The following is a 15076-nucleotide window of genomic DNA, read 5'->3' as shown; positions in this document are numbered from 1 at the left end:
CGAGCGGGCTCCGACATAGTGTTATCTGAGAAGGACTACCCCCATGAGCATGGGAACCGTGAAGTGGTTTAACGCGACCAAGGGTTTCGGCTTCATTCAGCCCGATGATGGCGGCCAGGACGTGTTCGTTCACATCAGCGCCGTGGAACGCGCCGGCCTCGGCTCGCTGCGCGAGGGCCAGAAGATCTCCTACGAGATTGTGGCCGACCGCCGTTCCGGCAAGTCGGCAGCGGACAACCTGCGCGCTGCGGGCTGAGCTCGCCGGGCCCCGGCCCGATCAGCGAGCCAAAGCACAAAGGCCGTGCGTGACGCACGGCCTTTTTCATGTCGCGGACGGCCGACGAATCTCAACACGTCGACGGCACGTTGTTGTAGGGCACGCAGGTGACCTGACGCGGCCGCGTGTAGGAGAGATCGCTCAGGGTTACGCTCGACTTCAACACGTAGCCGATGGTCGGCGTGTAAATGTAGTTGGCTTCGCTCAGGATGAGATAGCTCGACGGAATCAAGAGTGCCGGGGGAATCATCGTAGTGACCGTGTCGCCGGCGTTCCGAGCCGAGGTCGCAAGCGTGGCTTGCGTCGCGCCGCTCGCAATCGTGCCGGCCCTGCTCCACTGGACCTTGGCGACTCCGTTGGCGTCGATGTAGATCTGGGAGATCGTGCCCTTCACGAGCGCAGCGTCGTAAGGCATGACGACGGAGATGCTTGCCGTGAACGTATCCTTCATGCCGGCATCGTTGAGCGTCGTCGACTGCGAGGTCAAATCGGACAATGTCCGCGCGATCAACGTGATTTTGCGGTCGATCGCCACGGCGGACGAAAATTCGACAGTGCCGAAGAACATCACCAGCATCAGCGGTACGATGATCGCGAATTCGGTCGCCGCCAGCGCGCGCTTGTCGGCGACGAAGCCGCGCACGGAGCCGCGTGCATTTCTCCAGATGTTCGCAATCGCCCGCATCGGTCCGCCCAGATCCATCTGCCTCAGAAGGGTTCGTTCTTGAACGCCGCCGTCGCCACCATCAGCCGCTTGTTGTTGCATCCCATGTTGTAGGCGAGGCCGGTGACGATGAGCGGCCACTGATAAAACAGGCGCACCACGACGACCTGACCGGAGGTTCCGGCACTGTACTGCATGCCCGAGGGGTTGAAGGTGCAGGAATTGCCGAAGTTGGTGAGGCTGAGCGTCCCGAATGAGCTGGTGCTGACGACGTCGACGTACAGCTTGCTGCAATCGAACAACGCCGGAATCTTGCTGCAGACAAAGGTCTTGAACGTTGTCTGATCGCAGGCAGCGACGGTGTTGGGCGCGGTCTGGCAGGCTGCCACCGAGCCGCCCTGTGCCTGAGCCTGGCCGGTTAGAATTGCGCGCGCGGAGTCCTGCGCGATGGTCTCGAGCACCTGGCTCGAGAAGAACATGAGCGCTGTCTCGATGATCGCGAACAGCAGCGCGAAGAACATCGGCGCGACCAGGGCAAACTCGACGGCTGCGGAGCCGCGGCGGTTGCCGCGAAACCGGAGCAGCGCTTTCCGGAGCGTGAACCTCGTAGGTGCAGGCGATGGCATCTCGTCAAATTCCCCAGCGACCGGCGATCATCTGCCCGTTCAATAGCGGAAACTGATTGTCTAAGTGTTTCAGACGATCCGCTTCCGGCGGACCGCGCCGTTAACACCGTGTTAACCAGGCGCGCCCGCAAGCGGGAGGAAGCACGGCATGCAACGAGGTGCCGCCCTCGAATCGAGCGGCTTGGCGGGATCGAGGCCCGCCGGTCGGCTAGTTTGGCTTGGCAGCCGCGCCGGCACCCGCACCTCCGCTGGCGCTGCTGCTCAGCGTACCGGCCTGGCTCATGGCGTTGTTGAAATAGGTGTCGCTGTCGCCGAGCGTCACGCGACGCTGGCAAAGCGGCACGCAGCTGTAGGACTCCCGCTCGACCCCGCGATAGACGGTGACGAGCCGGTCGCTCGGACCTTCGACCTGGATCTGGCGGTCCACCAGAATCTCGCCGCCGCGGTCGAGCGCGATGAAGTTGGTGGCCCCGTAGCCCTTTCCGGTCACGACGATCATGCCGCCGGGCTGGAGCGTGACGTCGGCGATCAGGGGATTGCCGACCACGATGGTCGCCACCTTGCCGGGCAGCCGCACCAGCTTGGCCTGGTCGACATTGACGGCGATGGTATCGGCGGCAGGCTCGGCGAGGCCGGCGGCCGGCGATGCCAGCACCGCAGCGACAACCAGAACACAGACGCGCACATGACGGCGCAGCATTTCTTTACGCATACTCTTACCCCCGGGACGTCACAAACCGGCAGAAGCGACCGAATACAGCGGAGCCGGTGCCCGACCCGGCTAACCTGCCTTTAATTCGTGAACGTTCCGCAAACTCGTCGCGTATTGTTTGAACGGACGGACATTTGCGGGCTCGCCCCTAAAGCGCGATGAGTTTTGGATGAATCGTCATCGCGCTTTAGGTTGTTGTTTACGCATGATCTTTCCGGAAAACCGCTTCGCACTTTTCCGGATTATGCTTTAGTGCCGGAACGGATAGGCGAGTTGGCCCCCGATCTCCTTGGGCATGGTCGCTTCGTCCTTGCCGTAATCCTGCGGCAGCCTGCCCTCTGGCATGCGGAAGGTGCCGAACAGCACGTCCCAGATCGGGAACGTTCCGGCGAAATTGGTGTCGCCGCCCTCTTCGAGCGAGGTGTGGTGCCAGCGATGGAAGACCGGCGTCGCCAGGACGTATTTGAACGGTCCGAACGTCCAGTTCAGGTTGGCGTGCACGAAGGCGGAGTGGAAGGTGGTGAACGGGCCGACCCAGACCATGACGTTCGGGGAGATGCCTGCCATCAGCAGCACGACGTCGACGCTGATCGTCCCGAGCAAGAGATTGACCGGATGGAAGCGCGCCGCGGAGATCCAGCCGATCTCCTCCGACGAATGATGGATGGCGTGATATTTCCAGAAGCCGCCGTCGTGGAAAAGCCGATGCAGCCAGTACAGCATGAAATCGGACAGCACCAGGAACAGCAGGGCCTGCAGCCACAGCGGCAGCTGCGCCAGCGGACCGTGGCCATTGTCGTAAAAGGCGATGAGCTCGTCGGCGTCGTGGATGTTGAAGACGACGCTGGCGCCGACGACCAGCAGCCCGATCCGCATGGTGCGGGCGAACACCGGAACGAAGAACCAGTAGCAGATGTCGGTGACGATCTCCCGCTTGCGCCACCACGGCGCGCCGGGATTGCAGGCCCAGAAATGCTCCAGCACGGTGAAGACCGCCGCGAGCACCATGGTGACCGGGATCACCTTGACGATGGTCTCGCCGAGCATCAAGGCGACTTGCATGGGCAGGCTCGACATCGTCGTCTCTCTCCGCGAATTCCGCTGTAGCTTAAGGCCTACTCCGCGAAATTTAAGGGAGGGTGAAGCACGCGCCGCGTTGGCGGCACATCCGGAACCGCAACGAATTTGCAGATGCCGTCTTAAGGCGAAATTCACTCTGGGCAAAAGCATCGCGCCGGACGTGGGATTACCCGATCGAATTAACCCTCCCGAAAGAGCTCGGCTCTCATGGTCGTCGCGTCAACGACAGCGCCGAACGAGGCGGTCCCCACCCAGACGGAGTTTTGTTCATGAAGAACTTGATTGCGCGTTTCGCGAAGGATGAATCCGGCGCCACCGCCATCGAATACGGCCTGATCGCCGCCGGCATCGCGCTGGCCATCATCACGGTCGTCAACAATCTCGGCACCACGCTGAACGCCAAGTTCAGCTCGATCAGCACCTCGCTGAAGTAAGCGGGTCCACGAACGACGGCAAAAGCCCCGGACTTCCGGGGCGTTTGTTTTTCTGAAGACGGCGAGTTCCAGTGGCGTTGCACGAGTTCAGATCCGATGCCGCGGTCGCGGCCCGCGAGGCGGAAGCGGCGCAGGCCGGCTCGCCGGTCTATTGGATCTGCCTTGCGCTGCTGGTTGCGACGGTCGCGCTCGCCGCACGTATTGCCAGCTTCTGGTGAAAGCGCGTTCGTCGGCCGAGGCCCCCGCGCGCCCGTGCCGCCGTTGTCGGTTTGTTTAGCATCGCGCGCTAGCATCGCCCGAAGCAGCTCCCGCGACAAACCCAGGCCTCAAGACGCAGCCCATGATTCTCGACCTTGCGCGCCTTCTGCTCTTCCCGGCCCTGATGGCGTTCGCCGCCGCGAGCGATCTCTTCACGATGACGATCTCGAACCGCGTATCGCTGGCGCTGGTGGCGGGCTTCTTCGTGCTCGCCCTCGCCGGGGGCATGGCACCTTACGAGATGCTGAGTCATGTCGGCGCCGGTGCGCTCGTTCTGGTCGTGGCCTTCACCTGCTTCGCCATGGGCTGGGTGGGCGGCGGCGACGCCAAGGTCGCGGCCTCCGTCGCGCTCTGGTTCGGCTTCCCACATCTGATGAACTTCCTGCTCTACGCCTCGCTGTTCGGCGGCGCGCTGACGCTGCTCCTGCTGCAGTTCCGGCAATGGCCGCTGCCTTACGGGCTGGCAGGACAGGCCTGGCTCGCACGGCTGCACGCCAAGGAGAGCGGCATTCCCTACGGCATCGCGCTCGCGCTGAGCGCGCTGATGGTCTACCCGGAGACCGAATGGGTGAAGGCGATCGACCTCGCTCGCCTCGCGCTGCGCTGAACGCTCCGGGTAAACCCGGCGTTAAGGCGATTTAGATACGCCTCATTAACCATGCTTTGACGAATAGCTGGTCAACTGCCGATCACGGCGGCGGCAGCGTCGCGGCGTATTGTTGGAAAGTGAAGCGTATGAATAGGGCACGCATTGTCGTCCTGACGGTCGCCATCTGCGCCGGCGGCGTCGCCGCGTACCTGGCGAGCGGCACCGACAATTCTGCGCCGCCTCCGGTTCCGGTCGCACAGCTGCCGACCGTCGACGTCCTCGTGGCCAAGAACGACATCGGCCTCGGCCAGACCGTGAAGCCCGAAGACGTGCAATGGCAGACCTGGCCGACCGCGACCGCCAGCGCCACCTTCATCCGACGCAACGAGCGCCCCGACGGTGCGACCCAGGTGACCGGCTCGATCGCGCGCGCCCCCTTCATCCAGGGTGAGCCGATCCGCGACCAGAAGCTGGTCAAGGCCGAAGGTTCCGGCTTCATGGCGGCAATCCTGCCCACCGGCATGCGGGCGATCTCGACCGAGATCTCGCCGGAGACCGGCGCGGGCGGCTTCATCCTGCCCAACGACCGCGTCGACGTCCTGCTCACCCGCCGGCTCAAGAACCCGGATCAGAGCAGCGGCGCTCCCGACATCGTCACCTCCGAGATCATCCTGGCCAATATCCGGGTCCTGGCCATCGACCAGGCACCCAAGGAGAAGGACGGGCAGAACGCGGTGATCGGCAAGACCGTCACCCTCGAGCTCAATCCCGCGCAGACCGCAACGCTCTCCGCGGCGCGTCAGAGCGGCACGCTGTCGCTGGCGCTGCGCAGCATCGTCGACGTCAAGATGAGCGAGATCACGCTCGATGACTCCGCGCAGAAGCGCGAGGGTGTCTCGATCATTCGCTACGGCATTCCAAGTCAGACGGCTAAGGCACGATGAAGACAGTCGACATCAAATACAGGGCAGATTCGGCGACGATGCGGACCTCACTGGTCCGCGCCCTGTCGTTTTCGGCCGCCCTCGCGCTGGCGCTCAACCCGGCGATCGCCCCGGCGGTCGCCGCCGATTACCGCCCCGTGCCGCAGGCCGCGGCGGACGGCCAGATCAACGCGCGTTTCCTCTCGCTCGGCATCGGCAAGTCCGTCGTGATCGACCTGCCGCGCGACATCAAGGACGTGCTGGTCGCCGATCCCAAGATCGCCAATGCGGTGGTCCGCTCCGCACAGCGCGCCTATATCATCGGCGCCGCGGTCGGCCAGACCAATATCGTGTTCTTCGATTCCGCCGGGCAGCAGATCGCGGCCTACGACATCGCGGTGAAGCGCGACCTCAACGGCGTGCGGGCCGCACTGAAGCAGGTTCTGCCCAACTCAGACATCCAGATCGACGGCCTCGGCGACGGTATCGTCCTGTCCGGCACGGCCGCCAACCCTATGGAGGCGCAGCAGGCCAACGAGCTCGCTGCGCGCCTGGCCGGCGGCGTCGACAAGGTGGTGAACTCGATCGTGGTCCGCGGCCGCGACCAAGTCATGCTCAAGGTGACCGTTGCCGAAGTCGCGCGCACGATCGTCAAGCAGCTCGGTATCGACCTCACCGCCAACCTCAACTACGGCACATCGGTGGTGAGCTTCACCAACTCCAACCCGTTCACGGCCCTCGGCCGTAATCTGGTGGATGGCAACAATCTCACTGCGAGTTTCGGCGCGACGCCTTCGGTGCAGGCGACCCTGCGTGCGATGGAGAGCGCGGGCGTGATCAGGACGCTGGCCGAGCCGAACCTGACCGCGATCTCCGGAGAGTCCGCCACCTTCCTCGCCGGCGGCGAATTTCCGGTGCCCGCAGGTTATTCGTGCGATCCCGTTACGCGCGTCTGTACCACCCAGATCAGCTTCAAGAAGTTCGGCATCTCACTCAACTTCACGCCCGTGGTCCTGAGCGAAGGCAAGATCAGCTTGCGGGTGATGACCGAGGTCTCCGAACTGTCCAATGAGAATGCGATCACGCTATCGCAAGCGGTGACCTCGAACACGGTCAACTCGCTGACGGTACCGTCAATCAAGACACGCCGCGCAGAGACTTCGCTGGAAATTCCGTCCGGCGGCGCGATGGCGATGGCCGGCCTGATCCAGCAGCAGACCAAGCAAGCTGTCAACGGAATGCCGGGGCTGATGCAGCTGCCGATCCTCGGCACGCTGTTCCGCAGCCGCGACTTCGTCAACAACGCAACCGAGTTGGTCGTGATCGTGACGCCCTATGTGGTCCGCGCGGTGGCGCCGAAGGACCTGTCGCGGCCGGATGACGGCTTCGCCCCGCCTGCGGATCCGCAGGCGCAGCTGATCGGCAATATTAACCGGATCTACGGCGTGCCGGGCCGGACCGAACCGGCCAAGAACTACCGCGGCACCTACGGCTTCATTACCGACTGAGGCGGAACGGGGATTTCACGATGATCACGAGACCACCCCAGCTTCGCAAGCGGGCCATCCGCGTCGGTGGCGCGCTCGTCGGCATCGCGCTCGCGGTCGGCGGCTGCCAGCACGACGAAGTCCTCACGGCGTCCATTCCCGACGACTACAAGCAGCGCCATCCGATCGCGGTCGAGGAGCAGAATCGCTCGATCGTCGTCTTCGTGGGTCATGCCCGCGGCGGATTGACCGCTGCCCAGCGCGCCGACGTGATGGGCGTGGCATCGGCGTGGTTGCAAGAAGGCACCGGCGCCATCCGCATCGACGTGCCTTCCAATACGTCCAATGCTCGCCCGGTCGCCGATACGATGCGTGAGATCCAGGCGATGCTGGCGGCGGCAGGCGTTCCGCCGCGCGGCGTCAGCGTTCACCCCTACCAGCCGCAAGACAAGCGCTTCCTCCCGCCGATCCGGCTCACCTATTCCAGGATTGCCGCAGTCGCCGGTCCCTGCGGCCTGTGGCCGGAAGACATCGGGCCCTCGATGAAGAACAAGCGCTGGTTCGAGAACAAGGACTATTACAATTATGGCTGCGCTTATCAGCGCAACCTCGCGGCCATGGTCGACAATCCGTCGGATCTTGAGCAGCCGCGGCCCGAAACTCCGTCATACACGCCGCGGCGCATCACCGGCTTCGAGAAGTATCGCAAGGGAACGACGACGGCGACCACCTATCCCGAGGCCGACAGGGCCAAACTCAGCGACACCGGCAAATGATCAGTTACGCGCGCCAGACACACGAAGAGCAGCCGGCAGCAGCTCCTCCGCCGGTCGAGGAGCATATTGCGCCCGCGCCGCGCGTCTCCGTCCAGGCCTTCTGCGAAACCGTGGAGACGGCCGCCGCGGTGCAGTCGGCCGGCGAGGATCGCCGTCTCGGCAAGGCTCACCTGAAGATCCAGATGGGCGGCATGGCGGCCGCGATCGAAGCCTACCGCTCGGCTCCCACGCCGAACGTGATCGTGCTCGAGAGCGACGGTCGCAACGACCTGCTGGGCGGACTCGACCAGCTCGCCACCGTCTGCGATGCCGGCACCCGCGTGGTGGTGATCGGCCGCATCAACGACGTCACGCTCTATCGCGAGCTGGTGCGCCGCGGCGTCAGCGATTACGTGCTCGCGCCGGTCGGCGCGATCGACGTCGTACGCTCGATCTGTAACCTGTTCTCGGCCCCCGAAGCCAAGGCAGTCGGCCGCATCATCGCCGTGGTCGGCGCCAAGGGTGGCGTCGGGGCTTCGACCATCGCGCACAACGTCGCCTGGGCGATCGCGCGCGACCTCGCGATGGATGCTGTCGTCGCCGATCTCGACCTTGCCTTCGGCACCGCCGGCCTCGACTACAACCAGGATCCGCCGCAGGGTATCGCCGACGCGGTATTCTCGCCCGACCGCGTCGACACCGCCTTCATCGACCGCCTGCTGTCGAAGTGCACCGACCATCTCAGCCTGCTGGCGGCGCCTGCGACGCTCGACCGGGTCTATGATTTCGGCACTGACGCTTTCGATGCCGTATTCGACACGCTGCGCTCCACGATGCCCTGCATCGTGCTCGACGTTCCGCATCAATGGTCGGGCTGGACCAAGCGCGCCTTGATCGGGGCGGACGACATCCTGATCGTGGCCGCCCCGGACCTCGCCAATCTGCGCAATACCAAGAACCTGTTCGATCTATTGAAGGCCGCCCGCCCCAATGACCGGCCGCCGCTCTACTGCCTGAACCAGGTCGGCGTGCCGAAACGGCCCGAAATCGCCGCCGCGGAGTTCGCCAAGGCGATCGAGAGCCAACCCGTCGTCTCGATCCCGTTCGAGCCGCAGATCTTCGGCTCGGCGGCCAACAACGGCCAGATGATTGCGGAGATCTCCGCCAACCACAGGTCGATCGAGATGTTCCTGCAGATCGCCCAGCGCCTGACCGGCCGCAGCGAGACCAAGAAGCAAAAGTCGTCCCTGCTTTCACCTCTGATTGAGAAGTTGCGGGGAAGATAAGCCGCCGCATGGAGTTGTTAAGTGTTCGGTAAGCGTAGCGGAACAGACACCGACCTTCGGGCGCCCAAGCCCGGCGCCGTGTCGCTCGAGCCTGCCCCGGCTCAGGCGCCGACGGTGTCGCGCGCTCCGCCTCCGCCGGCCGTCGCCTCGCCGCCGCTTGCGCCCGCCAAGGCTCCGCCGCCTCCGGCCATGGAGAGCCGGCGTTCGGACAATTATTACGAGGTCAAGGCGACCATCTTCGGCGCGCTGATCGAGGCCATCGACCTCGCCCAGCTCGCCAAGCTCGATTCGGAGTCCGCGCGCGAGGAAATCCGCGACATCGTCAACGAGATCATCGCGATCAAGAACATCGTGATGTCGATCGCCGAGCAGGAGGAGCTGCTCGACGACATCTGCAACGACGTCCTCGGCTACGGGCCGCTCGAGCCGCTATTGTCGCGCGACGACATCGCCGACATCATGGTCAATGGCGCCAACACCGTCTACATCGAGGTCGGCGGCAAGATCCAGCGTACCGGCATCCGCTTCCGCGACAACCAGCAGCTTCTCAACATCTGCCAGCGCATCGTCAGCCAGGTCGGCCGGCGCGTCGACGAATCCTCGCCGATCTGCGACGCGCGCCTCGCCGACGGCTCCCGCGTCAACGCCATCGTGCCGCCGCTGTCGATCGACGGCCCTGCGCTCACCATCCGCAAATTCAAGAAAGACAAGCTGACGCTGGATCAGCTCGTCAAGTTCGGCGCGATCACGCCGGAAGGCGCCGAGATCCTTCAGATCATCGGCCGCGTCCGCTGCAACGTGCTGATTTCCGGCGGTACCGGCTCGGGCAAGACGACCCTGCTCAACTGCCTCACCAACTACATCGAGCACGATGAGCGCGTCATCACCTGCGAGGACGCCGCCGAGCTCCAACTGCAGCAGCCCCACGTGGTGCGGCTGGAAACCCGTCCGCCCAACATCGAGGGCGAGGGTCAGGTCACGATGCGCGAATTGGTGCGCAACTGCCTGCGTATGCGTCCCGAACGCATCATCGTCGGCGAGGTCCGCGGACCCGAAGCCTTCGACCTGCTGCAGGCCATGAACACCGGCCATGACGGCTCGATGGGCACGCTGCACGCCAACAACCCGCGCGAGGCGCTGTCGCGCTGCGAATCCATGATCACGATGGGCGGCTTTTCCCTTCCGTCGCGAACAATTCGCGAGATGATCTGCGCCTCGATCGATGTCATCATCCAGGCCGCGCGCCTGCGCGACGGCTCCCGCCGCATCACCCACATCACCGAGGTGATGGGCATGGAAGGCGACACCATCATCACCCAGGACATCTTCCTCTACGACATGGTCGGCGAGGACGCCAACGGCAAGATCATCGGCCGGCACCGCTCAACCGGGATCGGCCGTCCGAAATTCTGGGAACGCGCCCGTTATTATGGCGAGGAGAAGCGCCTCGCCGCGGCGCTCGACGCGGCGGAAGTCGCGCCGACGACGTGAGCAGATCGGCAGCATCATGAACATGCAGGTCCTCGCCCTCGCCTTCCTCGCCACCGCAGCGGTCGGTGGCATCGCCTGGGTATTCCTCTATCCGCTGCTGTCCGGGGAGCGAAAGGCGGAAAGCCGTCGCGCCTCGGTCGCACGGGCCGAAGCGCCCACGGCCCGGCAGGCCGAGAAAACCCAGCGCTCGCGCCGCGAGCAGGTCGAGTCCACGCTCAAGGATCTCGAGGCGCGGCGTGCCCAGGAGAAGAGCGCCCCGCTCAGCGTCCGCCTGTCGCAGGCCGGGCTCGACTGGACGCCGCAGAAATTCTGGATCGTGTCCGCCGTCGTGGCGGGGGTATTTTTCGTAGCCGCCATGTTCGCGGGCGGCGGCCTGATCGGCGCCGCCGGTCTTGCCTTTGCCGGCGGCTTCGGCCTGCCGCGCTGGGCACTCGGCTTTTTGAAGAAGCGCCGCGAAACCAAGTTCCTGGCTGCACTGCCCGATGCGGTCGACGTGATCGTGCGCGGCATCAAGGCAGGCCTGCCCTTGTTCGAATCGATCAAGGTCGTGGCCGCCGATGCGCCCGAGCCGCTGCGGAGCGAGTTTCTGGCCATCATCGAGACGCAGGCGATCGGCATGCCGCTGGGCGAGGCCTGCGCCCGACTCTACGAGCGCATGCCGCTGCCGGAAGCCAATTTCTTCGGCATCGTGGTGTCGATCCAGCAGAAGTCGGGCGGCAACCTCTCCGAAGCGCTCGGTAACCTGTCCAAGGTGCTGCGCGACCGCAAGAAGATGAAGGAAAAGATCCAGGCGATGTCGATGGAAGCCAAGGCCTCGGCCGGCATCATCGGCTCGCTGCCGCCGATCGTGATGTTCCTGGTCTATCTCACGACGCCGCAATACATCTCGGTGCTTTGGACTCATCCCACCGGCCAGCTGATGCTGGTCGGCTGCGTCGTCTGGATGTCGATCGGCATCCTGGTGATGAAGAAGATGATCAACTTCGATTTCTGACGGTGTCGCATGGTCGAATTCCTCGTCTCGAAACTGCACGACGTCCGTTTCATGACCATGCTGCTCGCGGCCATCGCCGCGAGCGCCACCGTCTATACGCTAGTGATGCCGTTGTTCGCCGGCGAGGGCCTCTCCAAGCGCATGAAGGCGGTGGCGAGCGAGCGTGAACGCATCCGGCAGCGCGAGCGTGAGCGTCTCAACAAGAGCGAGAAGGTTTCGCTGCGCCAGACGCCGAAGCAACTCGTCTCCAAGGTGGTCGAGGACTTCAACCTGACCAAATGGCTCGCGCAGGAGGCTGCGCGGGACAAGCTCATCATGGCAGGTTACCGCGGCCAGGCGCCTTACATCACCTTCCTGTTTGCCCGCATGGTCGCCCCGATCGTGTTCTTGATCGGCTCGGCCCTCTACGTGTTCGTGATCGGAAACATGCAACAGGCGATGCCGATCAAGATCGGCATCTGTATCGGCGCCGCCTATCTCGGCCTCCAGGCGCCGATGCTGTTCCTCAGGAATGCGATCTCCAAGCGCCAGCTCTCGATCAAGCGTGCGTTTCCCGACGCGCTCGATTTGCTCCTGATCTGCATCGAATCCGGCATGTCGGTCGAGATGGCATTCCGGAAAGTTGCGACCGAAATCGTGGGCCAGTCGATCGCGCTGTCGGAGGAGTTCACCCTGACCACGGCCGAGCTGTCCTACCTGCAGGATCGCAAGGTCGCCTATGAGAACCTGGCACGGCGCACCGGGCTCGAGGGCGTCAAGTCGGTATGTCTGGCGCTGCAACAGGCGGAACGTTACGGCACCCCGCTCGGCCATTCCTTGCGCGTCATGGCGCAGGAGAATCGCGACATGCGCATGAACGAGGCCGAGAAGAAGGCGGCCGCGCTGCCGCCGAAGCTCACGGTGCCGATGATCCTGTTTTTCCTGCCTGTGCTGTTCGTGGTCATTCTCGGACCCACCGCCATCAAGGTCACCGAGATGCAATGAGCCGGGCTGGACCATACGGTCCGCCACCAAAGCCAGGAAGTCAGATGATCAGCCGGGCTGGCTCAGCGAAGCGACCGGTGTCCGCTTCGGCGCGCCGCGCGGGGCCTCGCTACGGCTCAGCATCTCCTTGAGATAGGCGACATTGGCCGCAGCCTGGTCCGGCGGCAGGTCCGCCTTGACGATGGTCTCCGCCTCCGCGAAGCGGCCCTGCAGGCCGACGACCAGGCCGAGATTCTGCCGGACCCGGGCGCTGGCACGCGGCGAGGCATGCGCCTGCCGCAGCGCCTCTTCCGCCTTCGGCAGCTCTTTCGACAGCATGTAGGACAGCCCGAGGTTGGAGAGCACGCCGGGATCACCTGGTGCGATCTTGAGCGCGCTCGCGTAATAGGATCGCGCCTCCACATGACGGCCCATCTGGTCGAGCGCGGTGCCCTGCACCGAGAGCAGGCGCCAGTCCGGATTGTCGGGCGAATGCGCCTTGGACAGCACGTCGAAGGCCTGCTGGAAATTGCCGTTGTCGGCGAGTGCGCGGCCGTACTGGGCAAGCAGCGCCTTGTTGCCGGGGTTGGCGATGGTCGCCTGCTCGAGCACGGCGGCGGCCTGGGCGCGCTGGCCGTTGGCGCGCAAGGCCTGTCCATAGGCGAGCGCGGCGTCGGCATCTTTGGGATTGGCGCGGTAGCGCTCGCCATAGGCTTCGACCGCACGCGCCGGATCGGCGGGCGCGCGATCGGCGGAGGCCGCGTCCGCCCGGGGGCCGACCGAGCCCGTCACCTCCGAGAGTTTCGACATCGCCGTGCAGCCGCCGAGGCTCATCGCCACCGTCGCGACCAGCGACGTCGAAGCAAGTAGCCGGGTAAGCCTGATCCGTTGACGCATGACGCTTTGACTCTCGAGCTGCTCGATCGAGCCGAACGCGTCAGTAGTAGAATGTTAACCCTAACGGCCGGTTAACAGCGCTCAGACGCGCTTCTCTCACGCCGGCGATGGTTGCGGCGGCGCTTTGCCGCCGAGGCCGAGATCGAGGCCGAGCGCCTGCACCTGCTGATCCAGCTCCCGCAGCAATTGCAGCCTCTGCCGCCCCCGCCGCTGAACGTCGACACCTTCAGAAGGCAGCCGCGGCACCTGACGCAGGAAGTCGTTACAATTGATCAGGCCTCTCCCGCAGAGCTCATCGAGCTGAGCGCGATCGATGCCGAGCACGTCAGCGGATTGCTCGATCAATCGGCCGAGCAACGTTTTCACCGCGGCGAGCGCGTCGCTGTCGAATCCCGGCCGGCATCTCGCGGCCTTACGCTCGAGCTCCGCCCAGGCACGGGCCGAGACCATGTAGGTGTAGAGCGCTATCGCCCAGTTCGGCTCCGCCTCATCGTAAAAGCTGCCACGCATGAACAGCCGGCGGACGATCGCCGCGACCTGGTCGCGTTTCAGTGTGCGGGACGAGGCCGCCTCGATCGCCGACTGGACGGCCGGATCGCGGGAAAAATCCCGCCCCGCCGGCAGTCTGATGACGCCGCCCGGCAGGTTGGAATCGAGCGGCCTGAAGGCCGCATCGTTGCGGAGCCTCGTATAGCGGGTGATCGCGAAGCGGTGCTCGTTGCGGCCGGCATGAGACGCGGGGCCGAAATGGACGAGGTTGAAACCGGCATCGTCGCCGGCTTGCCCGGTCGAGGACGGACAGGAGAGCACGTAGATCGTGCGCCAGAACGCCTCACCACTCTCGCTCGACGTCGCACGCGGATCGGGGATGGAATAGCGGGTCAGCCCTTCGACATGGCGATGACCGTGCAGAACCAGATCGACGTTGAGCGAGGTGGCGGCCTCGAGGAACGTCGCGGGTGCGGCGAGATACATCAGCGGCTCGTCCGGCATTCCGAGAAAACGCTTTCCTTCGCCGGTCGCGTGCGGCAGCGGATGATGATGCAGAGCCAGCACGCGCACCAGGTTGTCCGCCGGCTCAGCATAGTCGGCACGTCCGGCCGAACCGATGCTGCCCGCGAGCTCGGCGCTCAGCCGGGCGGCATCAGCGACCATCGCCTTGTAAGCGCTCTCGTCGATCTTGCCGCTCGCGAGCGCCTTCAGGCTGGCGCGATTGGAATCGAGCAGCACCAGGTCGAGGCCTGCCTGACGGTAATAGACATTCTTCGCGATCCGCGGCAGGTGCAGGTAGTCGTAGGCGTCGTGACGGCCCGCACGCTGGCTCAGCCGCTTGACGTCGTGATTGCCTGCCACCGCCTGGATGTCGGTGAACAGCCCTGTCTGCCGGAAGGATGCGATGACGGCGAGCGCCTCGTCGAGCGCGCGCGGCGTCGGGTCGTCCACCAGATCGCCCGTGATCAGCAGGATGCGATCGGGAACATTCGCAGCGGCCGCCATCTTGTCGCAAATCGCGGCCCTGAGCGTCTCGACGGCCGGAAGCAGCCGGCCCGACCCGTCCAGATGCAGGTCGGAAATCTGCGCAACAACGAACGATCTATCCATTTTGCGCCGCTCATCTGCATATGCTGCGCCGCCCAAAC

The 15076-nt window shown here is 64.7% G+C and carries 17 protein-coding genes; 11 read left to right on the top strand and 6 right to left on the bottom strand.

All coding sequences use genetic code 11. The annotated features are described in order from the left end of the window. Positions 1–43: 43 nt before the first annotated feature. Positions 44–256, top strand: a complete 213-nt coding sequence (locus tag P0R31_RS33440) for a cold-shock protein (protein WP_014439634.1) — start codon at positions 44–46, stop codon at positions 254–256. 91 nt (positions 257–347) lie between these two features. Here P0R31_RS33440 and P0R31_RS33435 read toward each other — a convergent pair whose 3' ends face one another. From P0R31_RS33435 to P0R31_RS33420, 4 genes are all read right to left on the bottom strand, one after another. Continuing rightward, positions 348–962: a TadE/TadG family type IV pilus assembly protein gene (locus tag P0R31_RS33435; RefSeq protein WP_275518912.1), complete on the bottom strand. Its 615-nt coding sequence runs from the start codon at positions 960–962 to the stop codon at positions 348–350. Between the two features lie 23 nt (positions 963–985). Next, on the bottom strand, positions 986–1567 hold the full coding sequence (locus P0R31_RS33430; RefSeq protein WP_275518910.1) for a TadE/TadG family type IV pilus assembly protein: 582 nt from the start codon (positions 1565–1567) through the stop codon (positions 986–988). Positions 1568–1775: 208 nt separating this feature from the next. Then, positions 1776–2279, bottom strand: coding sequence for a pilus assembly protein N-terminal domain-containing protein (locus P0R31_RS33425; protein ID WP_275518908.1), 504 nt, complete (start codon positions 2277–2279; stop codon positions 1776–1778). Between the two features lie 249 nt (positions 2280–2528). Then, entirely contained in the window at positions 2529–3356 is an 828-nt protein-coding gene (locus P0R31_RS33420; RefSeq protein ID WP_275518906.1) for a sterol desaturase family protein, read from the bottom strand. 272 nt (positions 3357–3628) lie between these two features. Here P0R31_RS33420 and P0R31_RS33415 point away from each other — a divergent pair, with 272 nt between their 5' ends. The 10 genes from P0R31_RS33415 to P0R31_RS33370 all read left to right on the top strand — a co-directional run bounded on the left by P0R31_RS33415 (position 3629) and on the right by P0R31_RS33370 (position 12560). Continuing rightward, positions 3629–3793, top strand: coding sequence for a Flp family type IVb pilin (locus P0R31_RS33415; RefSeq protein WP_025033956.1), 165 nt, complete (start codon positions 3629–3631; stop codon positions 3791–3793). A 77-nt stretch (positions 3794–3870) separates the two neighbouring features. Beyond that, a complete protein-coding gene (locus tag P0R31_RS33410; RefSeq protein ID WP_275518955.1) occupies positions 3871–4011 on the top strand; it encodes a hypothetical protein in 141 nt (46 codons plus the stop codon). A gap of 122 nt (positions 4012–4133) precedes the next feature. Then, a complete protein-coding gene (locus P0R31_RS33405) occupies positions 4134–4658 on the top strand; it encodes an A24 family peptidase (RefSeq protein ID WP_275518904.1) in 525 nt (174 codons plus the stop codon). A 128-nt stretch (positions 4659–4786) separates the two neighbouring features. After that, entirely contained in the window at positions 4787–5584 is a 798-nt protein-coding gene (gene cpaB / locus P0R31_RS33400) for a Flp pilus assembly protein CpaB (RefSeq protein WP_275518902.1), read from the top strand. Further along, a complete protein-coding gene (locus tag P0R31_RS33395; protein WP_275518900.1) occupies positions 5581–7071 on the top strand; it encodes a type II and III secretion system protein family protein in 1491 nt (496 codons plus the stop codon). The genes cpaB and P0R31_RS33395 overlap by 4 nt, the downstream gene beginning before the upstream one ends. Before the next feature lie 20 nt (positions 7072–7091). Then, a complete protein-coding gene (locus P0R31_RS33390) occupies positions 7092–7826 on the top strand; it encodes a CpaD family pilus assembly protein (protein WP_275518897.1) in 735 nt (244 codons plus the stop codon). Beyond that, the gene (locus P0R31_RS33385) at positions 7823–9091 is read left to right on the top strand and encodes an AAA family ATPase (protein ID WP_275518895.1); all 1269 of its coding nucleotides are present in this window, start codon (positions 7823–7825) and stop codon (positions 9089–9091) included. The genes P0R31_RS33390 and P0R31_RS33385 overlap by 4 nt, the downstream gene beginning before the upstream one ends. Before the next feature lie 21 nt (positions 9092–9112). Continuing rightward, entirely contained in the window at positions 9113–10582 is a 1470-nt protein-coding gene (locus tag P0R31_RS33380; RefSeq protein ID WP_275518893.1) for a CpaF family protein, read from the top strand. A 16-nt stretch (positions 10583–10598) separates the two neighbouring features. Continuing rightward, the gene (locus tag P0R31_RS33375) at positions 10599–11576 is read left to right on the top strand and encodes a type II secretion system F family protein (protein WP_275518891.1); all 978 of its coding nucleotides are present in this window, start codon (positions 10599–10601) and stop codon (positions 11574–11576) included. A 9-nt stretch (positions 11577–11585) separates the two neighbouring features. After that, a complete protein-coding gene (locus tag P0R31_RS33370) occupies positions 11586–12560 on the top strand; it encodes a type II secretion system F family protein (RefSeq protein ID WP_036021591.1) in 975 nt (324 codons plus the stop codon). A gap of 48 nt (positions 12561–12608) precedes the next feature. Here the strand turns inward: P0R31_RS33370 and P0R31_RS33365 are convergent, their stop codons facing one another. Then, complete coding sequence (locus tag P0R31_RS33365) at positions 12609–13436, bottom strand: tetratricopeptide repeat protein (RefSeq protein ID WP_275518889.1); 828 nt, start codon at positions 13434–13436, stop codon at positions 12609–12611. Positions 13437–13532: 96 nt separating this feature from the next. Further along, positions 13533–15038, bottom strand: coding sequence for a metallophosphoesterase family protein (locus tag P0R31_RS33360; RefSeq protein WP_275518887.1), 1506 nt, complete (start codon positions 15036–15038; stop codon positions 13533–13535). Between the last annotated feature and the right edge of the window lie 38 nt (positions 15039–15076).

Source organism: Bradyrhizobium yuanmingense (genome assembly GCF_029167105.1).
Classification (GTDB): domain Bacteria; phylum Pseudomonadota; class Alphaproteobacteria; order Rhizobiales; family Xanthobacteraceae; genus Bradyrhizobium; species Bradyrhizobium yuanmingense_A.
This window is presented reverse-complemented; position numbering and strand designations above follow the sequence as displayed.

Bases quoted from the DNA above. Each gene is read 5' to 3' on its own strand.
- P0R31_RS33375 (WP_275518891.1), top strand. From the start codon at position 10,599: ATGAACATGCAGGTCCTCGCCCTCGCCTTCCTCGCCACCGCAGCGGTC.
- P0R31_RS33435 (WP_275518912.1), bottom strand. From the start codon at position 962: ATGCGGGCGATTGCGAACATCTGGAGAAATGCACGCGGCTCCGTGCGC.
- P0R31_RS33370 (WP_036021591.1), top strand. From the start codon at position 11,586: ATGGTCGAATTCCTCGTCTCGAAACTGCACGACGTCCGTTTCATGACC.
- P0R31_RS33420 (WP_275518906.1), bottom strand. From the start codon at position 3,356: ATGTCGAGCCTGCCCATGCAAGTCGCCTTGATGCTCGGCGAGACCATC.
- cpaB (WP_275518902.1), top strand. From the start codon at position 4,787: ATGAATAGGGCACGCATTGTCGTCCTGACGGTCGCCATCTGCGCCGGC.
- P0R31_RS33390 (WP_275518897.1), top strand. From the start codon at position 7,092: ATGATCACGAGACCACCCCAGCTTCGCAAGCGGGCCATCCGCGTCGGT.
- P0R31_RS33405 (WP_275518904.1), top strand. From the start codon at position 4,134: ATGATTCTCGACCTTGCGCGCCTTCTGCTCTTCCCGGCCCTGATGGCG.
- P0R31_RS33440 (WP_014439634.1), top strand. From the start codon at position 44: ATGAGCATGGGAACCGTGAAGTGGTTTAACGCGACCAAGGGTTTCGGC.
- P0R31_RS33425 (WP_275518908.1), bottom strand. From the start codon at position 2,279: ATGCGTAAAGAAATGCTGCGCCGTCATGTGCGCGTCTGTGTTCTGGTT.
- P0R31_RS33395 (WP_275518900.1), top strand. From the start codon at position 5,581: ATGAAGACAGTCGACATCAAATACAGGGCAGATTCGGCGACGATGCGG.
- P0R31_RS33360 (WP_275518887.1), bottom strand. From the start codon at position 15,038: ATGGATAGATCGTTCGTTGTTGCGCAGATTTCCGACCTGCATCTGGAC.
- P0R31_RS33385 (WP_275518895.1), top strand. From the start codon at position 7,823: ATGATCAGTTACGCGCGCCAGACACACGAAGAGCAGCCGGCAGCAGCT.
- P0R31_RS33365 (WP_275518889.1), bottom strand. From the start codon at position 13,436: ATGCGTCAACGGATCAGGCTTACCCGGCTACTTGCTTCGACGTCGCTG.
- P0R31_RS33415 (WP_025033956.1), top strand. From the start codon at position 3,629: ATGAAGAACTTGATTGCGCGTTTCGCGAAGGATGAATCCGGCGCCACC.
- P0R31_RS33430 (WP_275518910.1), bottom strand. From the start codon at position 1,567: ATGCCATCGCCTGCACCTACGAGGTTCACGCTCCGGAAAGCGCTGCTC.